Below are 15,003 nucleotides of genomic sequence, written 5' to 3' on the forward strand. Positions count from 1 at the left end.
TGCATTCATGAACCCAATGTAGCCTGTATATTGGGTTGAAATGCGAAGCATTGAAAACCCAGGTTTGCTCCCCCGGGTTATCGCTTCGCTCAACCCATATACAGGCTACGCCAACGACTTACTCGCCAGCTCATACACATCTTTAGACACACCCGGACGTTTTAAAATGGCCTCGAGTGCGGCTTTCATCATGGTTTGTTTGTCGGCGTCATAGCGCTGCCATTGTGTAAACGGTGCCATTAAGCGCGCTGCGGTCATTGGGTTAATACTATCAACCTTCATCACCACCTCACGCAACAGGGCATAACCCGCCTCTGTGTGAAAATGGACCGGGTTAAATTTAGCAAATGTAGAAATCAGTGCGCGCACTTTATTCGGGTTTTCAATATTAAACACCGGGTGATTCATCAACGCTTTTACTTGATCCAAGGCATCGGCTTTTTCACTCATGGCTTGTGCGGCTAACCATTTATCCATAACCAAGGTTTCTTTCTGCCATTGATCATGAAACGCTTGAATAGCCGCCTCTGCTTTCGGATCGTCGTGGTGAACCATAGTGATTAAAGCCGCATATTGATCCGTCATATTATCGGCCGAGGTAAATGCGTTTTCACTGACAGCCACATCGTTAATGTAGCTCAATAAAATACCTCGCAAGCTGCGGGCAGCCACTTGATCGACATGATAGGCATACGTTTGATCCGTGGATAAATCGGCATACCGCGACAAGATGGTTTCATTCAGCGCTTGGCCTATCGCTTGTTTTAGCGCTGTTCTAACACGATGTGTGGCTTTGATATTCACCGTTTCCTGATGATCAGATAAGTCTTGCTCGCTAGGTAAATTAATCATTTCAGCAATCAGCGCCGGACTACTTTGCTTGTCATTAATCAAAGCTTCAAAAATACCGATCATCCGATCAGGCACGACAAGCGCATCACCCTGAATCCAGCGCAATAGATGGCGACGCAAGTAGGTTTGCATCGCTTCAAAGCGCACGAAGCCATCGTTTTCATGCTGTATCAACACCGCAAGCTCTTCATCGCTTAAATCTATATTTAGCTTGATAGGTGCAGAAAAACCTCGCAGCAAGGAAACCACGGGTTTTGAAGCAATGCCCTCAAAGCTAAAGCGTTGCTCTATTTGCGTGAGCTTTAACACGGTTTCATCGAGCATCCTCTGACCCTCGCTATCCAACAAGGCCATCGTGATCGGAATAAGCATCGCTTGCTTGTTTTTTTGTCCTGGCGTGTTTGGCAACGTTTGCTTAAAGTCCAAATGTAATTGCTGAGCATCAGCATCATAATCGATGTTAACATCAACCACTGGCGTGCCCGCTTGGCTATACCATAAACGAAATTGTGTTAAGTCTTCGCCACTCGCCTCTTCCATCGCGACCACAAAATCTTCGCAGGTGACAGCTTGGCCATCGTGCTGATCAAAGTAAAGATCGGTCGCTTTACGGTACATCTCAGGACCCAGCAATGTTTTAAACATGCAAATGACTTCGGCGCCCTTTTCATACACTGTTGCCGTATAGAAGTTACTCATTTCAATGTAACTGTCTGGGCGAATTGGGTGCGCCAAAGGACCAGCATCTTCAGGAAACTGTAGTTGGCGCAAAGCTTTAACGCTTTGAATGCGCACCACATCGCGCAAGCCTACGTCTTGCGAATAACTATGATCACGAAACACCGTCAAACCTTCTTTGAGGCTCAACTGAAACCAATCGCGTACAGTCACGCGGTTGCCGCTCCAGTTATGGAAATATTCGTGTGCAACTACCGCATCAATCGCCGCGTAATCACTGTCTGTTGCGGTTTTAGGGCTTGCCAAAATATACCGGTCATTAAAAATATTTAAGCCCTTATTTTCCATGGCGCCGAAGTTGAAATCGTTCACGGCCACGATCATAAAAATATCTAAATCGTACTCACGCCCGTACGCTGTTTCATCCCAACGCATGGATTTTTTCAATGCACTCATGGCAAAATGACATTGTGGAATCTTGTCGTGCGCGGCAAAAATTTTAAGCGTGACATTGCGACCCGACATCGTGGTGAACTGATCTTCGAGCACACCCAAATCCCCAGCGACCATCGCAAACAAGTAAGACGGTTTGGGGTGTGGATCGTGCCAAGTGGCAAAATGCTGCCCGCCGGCCATATCGCCGTGAGCCATCAAATTACCATTAGCCAGCAAAACAGGGTATTTCGCTTTGTCAGCAATCAATGTGGTCGTAAATACCGACAACACATCGGGCCGATCCAAATAATACGCGATCCGGCGAAAGCCCTCTGATTCACATTGAGTGCAAAAGTTACCCCCCGATTTGTACAAGCCCATTAATTTTTTATTGTTTTGCGGCTTGATATTACAAGTGGTTTTTAATGTGAATTCTTCCGGAACATCAAGAATAAGCAGCTGATCGGGTGTGGCGGCAAACGCCTCTGAGCCCAGCTCGCGCTCATCGAGAAAAACAGAGACCAAATCCAGCTCGTCGCCCATTAAGGTTAAAGTGCGTCCGCTGGCCAGCGCTTTTATGTGTAGTGTTGAGACAACTTGCGTACTCTCCTCGCCCAAGGTGACACAAAGATCAACAGATTGAATGGCAAACTCTGGGGCTTGGTAGTCGTTTCGGTAGTGAATCACAGGGGTCGTTTGAGTCATATCACCTTCTTGTTACTATTTCAGTGTAATGGTGCAGGCGATGGTAACGCAAATGGGTCTCAGAATCCATTCGGGCATCATTCCCAAGTAAGCTCAAAACGGCAAAATGTGTTTATTTTTTCTACACTTTATGGTAGAGTTCAGCCCAAGTCGTTGATTTAAACCGTTAACGACCCTAAGATGAATAACAATGATAAGGACAAGGAAAGAAATCGATGCGCGTTTTGTTAGTGGAAGATGATGAGTTATTGGGTGATGGTGTCTATCACGGTCTTAAGCAATATAGTCATGTGGTCGATTGGGTTAAAGATGGTCGCACCGCAGAACAAGCCCTCAAGATTGACGAATTCGATGCCGTGGTTTTAGACCTCGGCTTGCCCAAACAATCTGGCTTAGAAACCCTTCGCCACATCCGATCACGCGGCATTCTAACTCCCGTCCTAATTCTAACGGCACGTGAAACCATCGATGACCGTGTGGCAGGCCTTGACTCTGGTGCTGATGACTACATGACCAAGCCTTTTGACCTGGATGAATTAGCGGCAAGATTACGTGCCCTACAACGCCGTTCGCGCTCACGCGCAGCACCCCTGGTTGAGCATGGAGACATCACCTTAGATCCTGCCTCGCACACCATCGAAAAAAATGGCGAGCCGATGCACATGTCGCGCCGCGAGTTTGCACTCGTTCAGCGATTATTAGAAAATGCCGGCCGCGTCTTATCACGTGAGTATTTATCGCAAACCTTGTATGGCTGGGATGAAGAAGTTGATTCTAATGCCTTGGAAGTGCACATTCACAAGTTGCGCAAAAAACTAGGGAATGACTTTATTCGCACCATCCGCGGCATTGGTTACATGATCGATAAAGCGAAATAAAGCGACATGACGCGATCGATTAAACACTTCCTGCTCTTTTACCTTCTACTGAGCATCACCTTAACATCGTCGCTAACCGCGCTGGGCAATTACTTTTTGGACAATCGTGTCATCAAGCAACACTTTTCATTGCAACTTCAGCAAGCAGCAAATTTTTTAGATGCGCTTGTCAGTGAAAACCCAAGCCAAGCTTATCTGAACAGCCTGCAAAAACGCATAACACTGTTGCCATTAATCAGTGATGAGCAAGCTTTCGAAGTCTGGAACCATCAAGGCAAAGTGATTTTACGCTCGGAAAATGCCAGCATTATCCCTGTCGATAAGCTTCGTCCGGGCCTTACACCCGTCAAAATCGACAACATGAGCTGGCTTGTGGTGGATGTCAGCAATTCTCGTTTGAGTCACTATCGCATCGTTGCTGGGGCGCGGTATGACGTGCACACCATGCTCAAGCAACAGATGACTTGGGTGAACCTATTGATGTTGTTATGGAGCTACCCACTGCTCGGCTTTTTAATATGGTTTATTATCGATCGTGGATTAACCACGCTTAAACGGCTCACTTCGACGTTGTTTTCTCGTGACGCCACAGAATTACAGCGTATTGATATTCAAAATGCTCCGATTGAAATTAAGCCGCTGATCGATGCGCTGAATAATTTATTTAATAAACTGCATAATGCCTTTGAGCGTAATATTCGCTTTTCAGCTGACGCGGCCCACGAGTTGCGCACCCCACTGGCCGCGTTAAAAACGCAGGCACAAGTCGCACTCGGCGCCCCCAACGATGAGCTGCGTAAAGCGGGTTTGCGCAATGTGATCTCTGGCGTTGATCGCTGTACACACATCGTTCAGCAGCTCCTTACACTGAGCCGCTTAGACCCTGAAAATGCACTACACAACCCACAATGGTTTGACGTGGCTAAGTTAGCCACGGAAATTATCGCTCAGCTCGTGCCTAGTGCCATCGATAAAAATATCGACGTCAGCTTTAATCAACCCGAATCCGACAGTTTAGTGATGTACGGCTCTGAAACAGCCATCAGTATTTTGGTCAGAAACCTTGTCGATAATGCGATTCGTTACACGCCTGATGGCGCTCAAGTTAGCGTATCGCTCTATGAAACAAGCCGTGACATTGTGCTGAATGTGACTGATTCCGGCCCCGGCATTCCTAAAGAACTGCGTAAGCGAGTGTTTGAGCGCTTCTACCGTGTTTTAGGCTCTAAAGCTTCAGGCAGTGGCCTAGGCCTTGCGATTGTTCAACAAATTGCAAAGCTGCATAATGCACGCATCATCTTAGGCGAGCCTCAAGACGGCACAGGGCTTGAAGTTGAAATTCATTTCCCTAAAACACACACTGACAAACCCTCCTACGTGGCTTGACGGTGTGTGACAGCCTGCTTTAATGCACTAGACACACTGAGCTCATCATTAAGCCTAGCACTAAAGCTTAAAACACTGGCTTCAAACACAGACAATAGCACCATCACAATCAACAGCATCACGACTCCTTTAGAGCGTATGAGCTAAGCATTAACACATAACAGCGTGTTTTTTGGCACAACTGTAATCTCGGCTTCTCAAATCTTGCACGCGTGATGCGCGCCAACCACTGCCGTGACGAAGCCTTATCAACTTTCAATCTCAGCGCTTGTTCTTGCGCTGAGTATTTCAAAGCTATCGTATGATCATCGGCAAGCCAGACTGCTTTCGAGCGATGAAAAGTAAAATCTGTCACGATCCTATTGTGATACACCGAAAGCACAGTGATTACCATTGGTGCCTTATCGCGAGAAAAAACCTGAACACTGTCACCCCGATGAAATGGCTGTGATATTTTCTGAGCTTCAAGCAATACCTCAGCGCTGTCCTTTGATACGTTTGCACGAAACAGCTGGTGGCGAACATGCTCGATCGTGAGCATTGTATCACCCCACGCTAGCGTGCTCTGAGTCCGCCCAGCACAACCTGCTGGTGCCTGCGACGAAGCATGTGCTTTTCTTATGACGTGAAAAGCGAAAGCCACGGCCTGAGCATCATCAAGCGAGCTTATCGCGTGACGATAATGCCTATCCACGGCAAGCGCTGTCCTCAGCAAAACAGAAACCAATATTGAGCCTAAAACAAGTGCTATGAGCATTTCAACCAGACTAAAGCCTTTATGGTTTTTCATACTGCTGAAACACATAGTTATCATTTTGCTTGATACGTGCCAATATTTGGCTCATTTGTCGCAGACTATCGGCGGCAATGCCCGTAAATACCGCCAACACCATCATTAAAACTATCAGCTCCAATGAGCCAAAACCCTCGGCTAATTTAGGCATAACACATCACTTGTGATTTCAATGCCAGCCTCGCTAAGTCTCACACGACTGTTACCACAGCAAAACTCAATGCTTTCTCGTGCATTCAACGCGATCGTCTGTGTGTTAATCGAAACCGATTGCTGAGCGCTTAGCAAAACACTTTCGGCATTAAGGTTTTGTGTATTGTTTGCTGACAACTCTAAAGATTTTGCCGAAATGCTCAGGCTCTCTTTTTTCTGCCGCCAGAAAGCCCGCTTGGTTTCAAAATGAAACGCAGCCTTAGCGGTTGATGATGATTTCGCACCAATAACCACAGGCTCAAAATACGGAAAGGTGTTTTCAAGCAAAACTTTTGCATTTCTAACATTGTACATGGTAGGGTCGCACTGATTGAAATACGGCAGGCGAACACAAAAACTAGCTGGCTTCTCACCAGGCTTATCCGGGTAAGCTTTCAAAGATTGCGCTGCACCGTACACGGTATATTCTGTGTTTTTTGATGCAATGAACTCTAGATGAGCGACAACTGTGCTAGCAGCGCGAGGCGTCAAGCTCATGGGTGAAAAAGTCAGATTATACTGCCAAGAAACACCGTCGTACTCACACACAATGGTTTTAAGAAACCGTTGCTGATAAACATCCAATAATTGCGCGCCACCTGCTGCCATACTTGCGCGAAGCAGGCACCCTTGCGCGTGGACCCGTAAGGCTGATGCGCAAAGTTTTCGACGACTATCATAGTGTTGATCAAACACGGTGAAGATAATCTCTTCGCGACAATGATGAAAAGCAAAATTTAAGCCTCGGCTCATCAGCAGCCCCTGGAGAAATGAAAATGATGATTCGTCGTACTGTCGAGCAGAATCAATCAACACAGGTTTAGCGCGGTAGGCTAAGTGAACCCTTGATGGTAATAATGAAGCCATCAAACTCTCCAGGGTACAAGAAGAAAAATACTGTGTTCTAGCTTCGTGAGAAAACACAGGAGGCAAGCTGAGAATCAACTGAGATTGATTGCAGGTCATATCAAAGACTACACTGATCACAACACCTGAAAATAACACCTGATGTGAAGATGTTAGACTTACGCTGACAAAATCACTCAGCCACGCTTTTTGATCGGCTGCCACGGTAAGCCTAGCCTGCGGTACACAGCCCAGTGCTTGCTCAGAACGGTAACTTAATACAGCAGTAGCACGATTGGCGTTGCGCAAACACAGCAACGCCTTCGAATCGATATTCATAAAAATCAGGGGAAAATCAGAATAAGAAAACCCTAACCCGCGCCGCTAGGCTTTTCAAGCAACTTTTTTTACCAAGATATTGCCTGCAGAATATCCTGCGCCAAAAGAAGACAACAAGCCGTAATCGTCCACCGCTAAATCGTTATGGTAACGATGAAAAGCGATCAAACAACCTGGCGAGCTGGTGTTGCCAAACTCATCCAAGATGATCGGTGCTTCGTCTGCGCTGGGTTTTCGGCCCAGTATTTTTTCAGCAATCAACTCGTTCATATGGGCATTAGCCTGATGCAACCAAAAGCGTTTAACTTGCTCAGGGCTTAAGCCATTAGCTTTAAGGTGTTCGACGATCATGCTGGAAACCAAGGGCACCACGTCCTTAAACACACGACGACCCAGTTGTTCAAACAAATATTTACTCGTATAAATGAGACCGAGATCCGCTTGTACATCGGATTCAACGCGCGTTAAAAAACCAAAATTATTGCGAATATTATTCGAAAACTGCGTGGTTAATCGTGTGTCGACGATTTCAAACAAATCATCTTGTTTGCTGAGCGTGTTTTCGCACTCAACGATCGTGGCCGTGCAAGCATCGCCAAAAATAAAATGGCTATCGCGATTGCGAAAGTTTAAATGGGCAGAACAAATTTCAGGGTTAATCAACAGCGCGGTTTTCGCAAGACCCGTTTTGATTGCGCTATACGCTTGGGCAATCGCAAACGTGGCCGAAGAGCAGGCCACATTCATATCAAATGCAAACCCTTTGGCACCCAATGCCTGCTGAACTTCGATCGATATGGCCGGATAGGCTCGCTGAAAGTTCGAGCAAGCCACGATAATCATGTCAATATCTTCAGCCGATTTGTTGGCATTATCGAGCGCGCGCTTTGCGGCGGCGATGGCCATTTCTGCTTGAATTGACATCTCATCGTCTTTGCGCGGCGCGAACGAGGGTTGCATGCTGTTGGGGTCGAGCACGTGCTCTGCATCCATGAGATACCGGCTTTTGATGCCAGAAACTTTTTCAATAAACCGCGGGTTAGAGGCCTTTAAAGGCTCAAGCTCACCGGCTTCAATGGCCTTAGCATGTGCATCGTTATAATGTTCAACATAAGCGTTATAGCTTTGAACTAAAGCTTCGTTGCTCACAGCGTGCTCGGGATGATAAAGGCCTGTGCCAGAAATAAAAATGCGATCGTTCATTGCGTGCTTATCGTTTTCGTTACGCTATGCTATCAAGCTCTCATTCTTTAATCAATGTTGAACACGCCCTTACCTTGACGAACTAACGTTGGACTGTCGCCCGATAAATCAACCACCGTGGTGTGTTGATCGCCGCATACCCCGCTATCAATCATCACATCAGCATGATGATCCCAGGCTAGGCTAATGTCATACGGCTCACTTAACACTTGCGTTTCACCCGGTAATAACAGGCTGGTGGTGATGATCGGCTCGCCCATCGTTTCGAGCAAAGCCATGGCAATAGTATTCTCAGGCACACGTAAACCGATGATTTTACGCTTAGGGTTGAGCAACAACCTTGGCACTTCTTTGGTGGCGTTCAGTAAAAAGGTATAGGGCCCCGGAGTATACTCCTTGAGCAAACGAAAGCTTGGCGTTTCCACTTTCGCATAGCGACCGAGCTCAGATAAATCTTTGCAGGCCAGCGTAAAAAAGTGCTTATCTTTCAAGCCACGAATTTGGCACAAACGCTCTAATGCCTGCTTATCGCCCATCTGGCAGGCCAAGGCATAACTCGTGTCGGTGGGATAAATCATAATCTCACCGCGCTTGAGCGCTTCAACGGCTTGTTCGATCAAGCGTTGCTGAGGATTGTCGGGGTGGATATATAAAATTTTAGCCATGCTTGCCACTCGCGCGCTTACCGTTATAATCGCTACACTATAAAACCTTAGAGCCCTTATGCAATTACTTTTTGATCTTATCCCCATCATTATTTTCTTTTTGTGTTACAAATTAGCCGGCATTTATGCAGCCACGGCCGCCGCCATGGTGGTCTCTGCTATTCAGCTCATTTACTTTCGCTTGAAGTACAAACGCTTTGAAATGCTGCAAATCGTGACGTTAGTGCTGATTTTAGTGTTAGGTAGCGCAACCTTGCTATTGCACAACCCCTTGTTTATCAAATGGAAACCCACGGTGATTTACTGGATTTTCGCCATTGTCTTTCTGGTCAGTGGTTTTTGGGGCAAGCAGCCCTTGATACAGCGTGTTTTGGGCCACAAAGTCACCCTGCCTGATCACGTTTGGCAAACATTAAACTGGAGCTGGTTCGGGTATTTTTTGCTGCTCGGTGGGGCGAATCTTTATGTGATTTATCATTTTTCCACCGACGCCTGGGTAGATTTCAAACTCTTTGGTACTTTGATTTTGACTTTTATCTTTATCATCGGCCAAGGCCTGTATTTACAACGCTACTTGGATAAAACTTCATGACACCGGCTGAGCGTAAGCAATATATCGAAACAGAACTAACCACACATTTAGCACCCAGCGTGTTAAAGGTAATGGACGAAAGCCATCTGCACGCAGGCCATGCCGGCGCACAAAGCGGCGCCAGCCATTTCGCTATTGAGATTGCTGCTAAGGTTTTTGAAGGTAAAACGCGCGTGGCCGCGCACCGAATGATCTATGCATTGCTTGCCGATGTAATCCCTCACGAGATTCATGCGCTTAGGATCGTGATGGTGCATCAAGGGACGTAGGAAAAACAAACCCGGGTTTTTAAAAATAAACCAAATCTTCTTGGCGGAGCAAAAACACCCCTTCTCCGCCACGCTCAAACGCCAGCCAGATCAGTGGCGCGTCGGGGTATCGGCGCATCATGGCGGCTTGGCTGTTCCCGACCTCAACGATCAACACGCCTTTAGGGTTCAGGTGCGTTTTGGCGGCCTCAATAATCTTAAGCGCAATGGCCAAGCCCTCGTCTTGGGCATGCAGTGCAATATCGGGCTCGTGGTGAAATTCATCCGGGCGAGACTGAAAATCATGATCATCCACATACGGCGGGTTGCTCACAATCAAGTCGTAAGTTTTTCCTTCTAACGCGCTGAATAAATCCGACTCAATCAGGTTCACACCCGAGCCCAGCTCGGCTTTATTCATCTTGGCCACAGCTAAGGCATCAGGCGAGATATCCACGGCATCCACCTGACAATTTAAGTATTTTTCCATCAGAATGGCTAAGCAGCCGCTGCCGGTGCACATATCCAAAACCGCAAAAGGCTGATCGCCTAAGTGCTCCAGCCAAGGGTAAAAGCCCTGCTCGATCAACTCGGCAATCGGTGAGCGCGGGATAATCACCCGCTCGTCCACGTAAAAACGAAAGCCGCTGAGATAGGCCGACTGGGTAATATACGCCATAGGTTTGCGCTGCTCGATACGCGATACCAAATCTTTTTCGAGCTGATCGACTAAGCCCTGCTCAACACTATCGTTTAAATGGTCATCGAGTGTGTTCAGGTCAATATTCGCCCGTTCGCACACGAGCCAAATGGCCTCGTCCAGGGGGTTGTCCACGCCGTGACCAAAACAAAGATCTGAAGCGGCCAAACGGTCTGCAATCGCCTCAATCACAGCCTTTAAATGACCGCCGGCTTTTAATGATTTTTGGGCTTGCGCCATACGATTAATCCAATTATTATCAAACGCTTATCAAGAGAAGCCATTAGTATGATCAAACGTTTTATCATTGTCATCATTTTACTTATTATTATCTTTGGCGGTGTTTTTGGTTTTGATGCCTTTCGCAGCATGATGGTCAAAAACTATATGGCGCACTTTTCACCGCCAGCCGCTAACATCACTGCCACCGCCGCGAAAAATGAAAGCTGGCAGCCGCACCTTTACGCCATTGGTAGCCTTGAAGCGTATAACGGCGTGGATCTCTCGCCTAAACAAGACGGCGTGATCGACAAAATTTATTTCCACTCCGGCGAAGAAGTGAAAGCTGACACCCCCATCGTGCACCAAGACACCAGCGTAGATGAGCAAGAGCTGAAGAACTACGAAGCGCAATTATTGGTGAGCAAAGAAAACTTCGCACGCGCGAAAGAGTTAAACAAAAAAGGCTTTGTGAGCGATTCGGACTACGATGAATCGCGCGCCACCTATCAGCAAGCGATTGCCAATGTTGATAAAACTGAAACGATCATCGATGAAAAAACCATACGTGCACCGTTTGCCGGCAAGCTCGGTATTCGTAATGTGAACTTGGGCGAGTATGTAGCGCCGGGCACCAACACCGTTGTCAATATTCAGCAAATCGATCCTTTACGCGTTTTATTTAATCTGCCGCAGCAAAATTTAGCGTCTATTTACGTCGGCCAACAAATCAAAGTCCTACGCGCCGATGACCCCGATAAAAAGCCTTTCTACGGAAAAATCACCGCGATCGATTCTTCCGTGAATACCGACACACGTAACATCCAAGTGCAAGCGCGTGTAGACAACAAAGCGTTGACGCTCGTGCCGGGCATGTACGTGAATGTTTATGTTTTAATGCCAAAAGAAGACCAAGTGCTCACCATTCCGCAAACCGCGGTGAGCTATAACCCGTACGGTGATTTCGTGTATGTCATCGAGAAAGGCACGCAAGAGATTAAAGGCAAAAAAGTCACCGGCGACTTTGCCAAGCAAGTCTTTATCACCACCGGTGACATGCGCGGCGGACAAGTCGCTATCCTCAAGGGCCTGAAGGCCGGCGACTTGGTTGCGACATCTGGCCAGCTCAAACTGCAAAACAATTCGCCTGTAGTGGTCACACCTGACAAAGGCTTTAAAGCCGACAAAAAAGCTAACCCGGCGGAGCTGCACTAATGGCGTTTACCGATCCGTTTATACGCCGCCCAGTCCTTGCGGCTGTTATCAGCTTACTGATTTTTATTTTCGGTTTATTCGCTGTTCACGAGCTGCCGCTCCAAGAATTTCCACAAATGGACAACACGCTAATTACGGTGACGACAACCTACTCAGGTGCCAGCGCAAGCCTGGTCCAAGGCTTTGTGACGAACCCGCTGGAAACATCCATTGCGACAGCCGACGGTATTGATTATATGACCGCGACGAGCACCAAGGGTTCAAGCACCATTGATGTGTACGTGAAACTGAACTTTGACCCCAACGTGGCCTTTACGAACGTAATGAGCAAAGTACAACAAGTCGAAGGCCAGCTACCGAGTGCTGCCGAACAACCTGTGATCGACAAAAAAACCGGCAACACTTTTGCGATTCAATACTTAAGTTTTACCGATAAACACTTAAGCTCTGAGCAAATCACCGACTATGTCACTCGAGTGGTTCAACCACAATTAGAGAGCGCCTCAGGTGTTGCGCAAGCCCAGATTCTCGGCGGTAAAGTTTTTGCCATGCGTATTTGGCTTGACACGAAGCGCTTATCGGCACTCAATCTAACCCCTGCCGATATTCAAAACGCCCTGCTTGCGAACAACTACCAATCGGCTGCGGGTAACACCAAAGGTCAGTACGTCGCCTACGATTTGAACGCCAACACCGACCTTGAAAACGTTCATGCGTTTAGAAACATTGTTGTTGCACATCAAGGTGACAGCGTGGTGCGATTAGGGGAAGTGGCCAAAGTGCAGCTCGGCGCACAAAGTTACGACTCTTCGGTCACCTTAAACGGCAAGCCTGCTGTGTTTGTGGGCATCTACCCCACACCGTCAGCCAACCCTTTATCTGTAATCAGTAATGTCGATAAATTATTACCGGCCGTTAAAAAACAGTTGCCGCCTGGCTTTGATATGGTCAACGTGTACGACCAATCAGGTTATATTGGTTCGTCTATCCGTGAAGTGATTGAAACCATTTTGGAAGCGGCCATGATTGTGATCATCGTAATTTTTGCTTTCTTAGGCTCTTTTCGGTCCGTGCTCATTCCGGTCGTTACCATTCCATTATCATTGGTCGGTGTTTGCACCTTCCTACTGGCACTTGGTTACTCGCTTAACCTTCTCACTTTCTTGGCAATGGTGCTCGCGATCGGACTGGTGGTCGACGATGCCATTGTGGTGATTGAAAACGTGTATCGCCACGTGGAGGATGGCTTGCCGCCATTTAAAGCCGCAATTGTCGGTGCGCGTGAAATTGGCCCGGCGGTGGTTTCTATGACGATCACATTGGCGGCTGTGTACGCGCCTATTGGTTTCATGGGGGGCTTAACTGGCGCGCTCTTCAAAGAGTTTGCGTTTACACTCGCCGGTACCGTGATTTTGTCGGGCATCATCGCGCTCACACTCTCACCCATGATGTGCTCGAAGTTTTTAGACAGCAGCATCAACGATTCCAAAATTGTAAAGTTCATTGACCGCTTTTTTGATCGCTTAAAAAACCGCTATCAAGCCTTAGTGACAAGCTCACTAAACTACCGACCAGTCACAGCACTGTTTGCCATAGTTGTGCTCACCAGCTGCGTGTTCTTATACGCGCTCACGAAAAAAGAATTAGCCCCTGCAGAAGATCAGGGATTGATTTTGGTCTCCGCCACCACACCAGTGTACTCAAACTTTGATTACATGAGCTACTTCTCGAAAGAGCTCGAAAAGCAAATGGCGAAAACACCTGAAAAAGCCAACTATTTCACGATTAACGGGGCGATGGGTGCAAACTCGATTTTTGCAGCGATTACCTTAAAACCCTGGGATCAGCGCAGCGTCAAAGAACAACAACTGATTCCGTTGGTGCAAAAAAATGTGGCCAAAGTGCCTGGCCTTCAAACGGTTGCATTTGGTTTACCCCCATTACCGGGCAATAGCGGTGGCATGCCGATTCAGTTTGTGGTGACCAACATTAGTGGCGACTACTTAAGCCTTTGGAAGCTTAGCGACGACATTCTAATGAAAGCGCTTAACAGCGGTATGTTCGCGTACCTGGATAACTCGCTGCAATTCAACAAAAAAGAATACAATATTCAAATTGATCGTGAAAAAGCGGAATCCATGGGCATACAAATGCAAGATATCGCCAATAGTTTATCGACGGCCATGAGTGGTGCTTACATTAACTACTTCAGCATGGCCAATCGTAGCTATGAAGTGATTCCACAAATCAAGCGACCGTTGCGTTACAACCCGGATGACATCAACCACATTTATATAAAAACCGGCTCAGGCGAATTAGTGCCTTTATCAACAGTGGTAAAAATCACCAGTCAAGTTCAACCGAACAGTCGAACGGAGTTTCAACAACAAGCCTCAGCGACGATTGAGGGCGTGGCCTCACCGTCTGTGACCATGGGCACTGCGCTGGACTTCTTAAAGAAAACAGCTGACGAAACTTTGCCTAAAGGCTATAGCTACAATTACGAAGGCCAATCGCGCCAATATGAAACCGAAGGTAGTGCGCTGATCTTCATTTTCTTCTTTGCGATTGTGGTGATCTACTTAATCTTGGCAGCTCTGTTCGAAAGCTTCCGTGATCCGTTTATCGTGTTAATTGCCGTACCGATGTCGATTTGCGGCGCCTTGATACCGCTAAACCTCGGCTTAGCCACGATTAACATCTATACACAGATTGGTTTAATTACCTTGATTGGTTTAATCAGTAAGCACGGTATCTTGATGGTGGATTTCGCCAATAAACTCCAAGAAACCGAAGGGCTTAATAAGTTCGACGCCATTGTGAAATCGGCCAGCATTCGTCTGCGCCCTATTTTGATGACCACCTTTGCGATGGTCTTTGGTGTGATACCACTGGTGCTCAGCACCGGCGCGGGTGCTGCCTCACGAAATAATATGGGCTTGGTGATTTTCTTTGGTATGTTAATCGGTACTTTGTTTACCTTGTTCGTGGTGCCAACCATGTACACCTTCTTTGCGAAGAAGCACGAGAAATTGCCCGACATTGAGGATTAATCGC

12 protein-coding genes are annotated in these 15,003 nt (G+C 47.2%); 6 read left to right on the forward strand and 6 right to left on the reverse strand.

The genetic code is table 11. From position 1 onward, the window contains the following. Nucleotides 1–105 precede the first annotated feature (105 nt). On the reverse strand, nt 106–2,670 hold the full coding sequence (locus COV52_06550; GenBank protein ID PIR10898.1) for an aminopeptidase N: 2,565 nt from the start codon (nt 2,668–2,670) through the stop codon (nt 106–108). Between the two features lie 215 nt (nt 2,671–2,885). Between COV52_06550 and COV52_06555 the strand changes: the two genes are divergently transcribed. Both COV52_06555 and COV52_06560 read left to right on the forward strand, forming a co-directional pair. Next, on the forward strand, nt 2,886–3,548 hold the full coding sequence (locus COV52_06555) for a DNA-binding response regulator (protein ID PIR10899.1): 663 nt from the start codon (nt 2,886–2,888) through the stop codon (nt 3,546–3,548). A gap of 6 nt (nt 3,549–3,554) precedes the next feature. Beyond that, entirely contained in the window at nt 3,555–4,934 is a 1,380-nt protein-coding gene (locus tag COV52_06560; GenBank protein ID PIR10900.1) for a two-component sensor histidine kinase, read from the forward strand. A gap of 118 nt (nt 4,935–5,052) precedes the next feature. Here COV52_06560 and COV52_06565 read toward each other — a convergent pair whose 3' ends face one another. The 4 genes from COV52_06565 to COV52_06580 all read right to left on the reverse strand — a co-directional run bounded on the left by COV52_06565 (nt 5,053) and on the right by COV52_06580 (nt 8,972). Next, nucleotides 5,053–5,748 carry a hypothetical protein gene (locus tag COV52_06565; protein PIR10901.1) on the reverse strand — a complete coding sequence of 232 codons (696 nt, stop codon included), beginning with the start codon at nt 5,746–5,748 and terminating at the stop codon, nt 5,053–5,055. 117 nt (nt 5,749–5,865) lie between these two features. Then, the gene (locus COV52_06570; protein PIR10902.1) at nt 5,866–7,104 is read right to left on the reverse strand and encodes a hypothetical protein; all 1,239 of its coding nucleotides are present in this window, start codon (nt 7,102–7,104) and stop codon (nt 5,866–5,868) included. A gap of 54 nt (nt 7,105–7,158) precedes the next feature. Further along, complete coding sequence (locus COV52_06575) at nt 7,159–8,307, reverse strand: beta-ketoacyl-ACP synthase III (GenBank protein ID PIR10903.1); 1,149 nt, start codon at nt 8,305–8,307, stop codon at nt 7,159–7,161. A 47-nt stretch (nt 8,308–8,354) separates the two neighbouring features. Then, nucleotides 8,355–8,972 carry a threonylcarbamoyl-AMP synthase gene (locus COV52_06580; GenBank protein ID PIR10904.1) on the reverse strand — a complete coding sequence of 206 codons (618 nt, stop codon included), beginning with the start codon at nt 8,970–8,972 and terminating at the stop codon, nt 8,355–8,357. Nucleotides 8,973–9,030: 58 nt separating this feature from the next. On the opposite strand from COV52_06580, the gene COV52_06585 reads away from it, so the two are divergent. Both COV52_06585 and COV52_06590 read left to right on the forward strand, forming a co-directional pair. Beyond that, entirely contained in the window at nt 9,031–9,564 is a 534-nt protein-coding gene (locus COV52_06585) for a septation protein A (protein PIR10905.1), read from the forward strand. Beyond that, nucleotides 9,561–9,833 carry a BolA family transcriptional regulator gene (locus tag COV52_06590; GenBank protein ID PIR10906.1) on the forward strand — a complete coding sequence of 91 codons (273 nt, stop codon included), beginning with the start codon at nt 9,561–9,563 and terminating at the stop codon, nt 9,831–9,833. The genes COV52_06585 and COV52_06590 overlap by 4 nt, the downstream gene beginning before the upstream one ends. A 19-nt stretch (nt 9,834–9,852) precedes the next feature. On the opposite strand, the gene COV52_06595 is transcribed toward COV52_06590, so the two are convergent. Further along, the gene (locus tag COV52_06595; GenBank protein PIR10907.1) at nt 9,853–10,752 is read right to left on the reverse strand and encodes a 50S ribosomal protein L3 N(5)-glutamine methyltransferase; all 900 of its coding nucleotides are present in this window, start codon (nt 10,750–10,752) and stop codon (nt 9,853–9,855) included. 48 nt (nt 10,753–10,800) lie between these two features. Here COV52_06595 and COV52_06600 point away from each other — a divergent pair, with 48 nt between their 5' ends. Continuing rightward, a complete protein-coding gene (locus COV52_06600) occupies nt 10,801–11,946 on the forward strand; it encodes an efflux transporter periplasmic adaptor subunit (GenBank protein ID PIR10908.1) in 1,146 nt (381 codons plus the stop codon). After that, nucleotides 11,946–14,999, forward strand: a complete 3,054-nt coding sequence (locus COV52_06605; GenBank protein ID PIR10909.1) for a multidrug efflux protein — start codon at nt 11,946–11,948, stop codon at nt 14,997–14,999. The genes COV52_06600 and COV52_06605 overlap by 1 nt, the downstream gene beginning before the upstream one ends. The last annotated feature ends 4 nt before the right edge of the window (nt 15,000–15,003 follow it).

The sequence above is a fragment of the Gammaproteobacteria bacterium CG11_big_fil_rev_8_21_14_0_20_46_22 genome, from assembly GCA_002796245.1.
Taxonomy (GTDB): domain Bacteria; phylum Pseudomonadota; class Gammaproteobacteria; order UBA12402; family UBA12402; genus 1-14-0-20-46-22.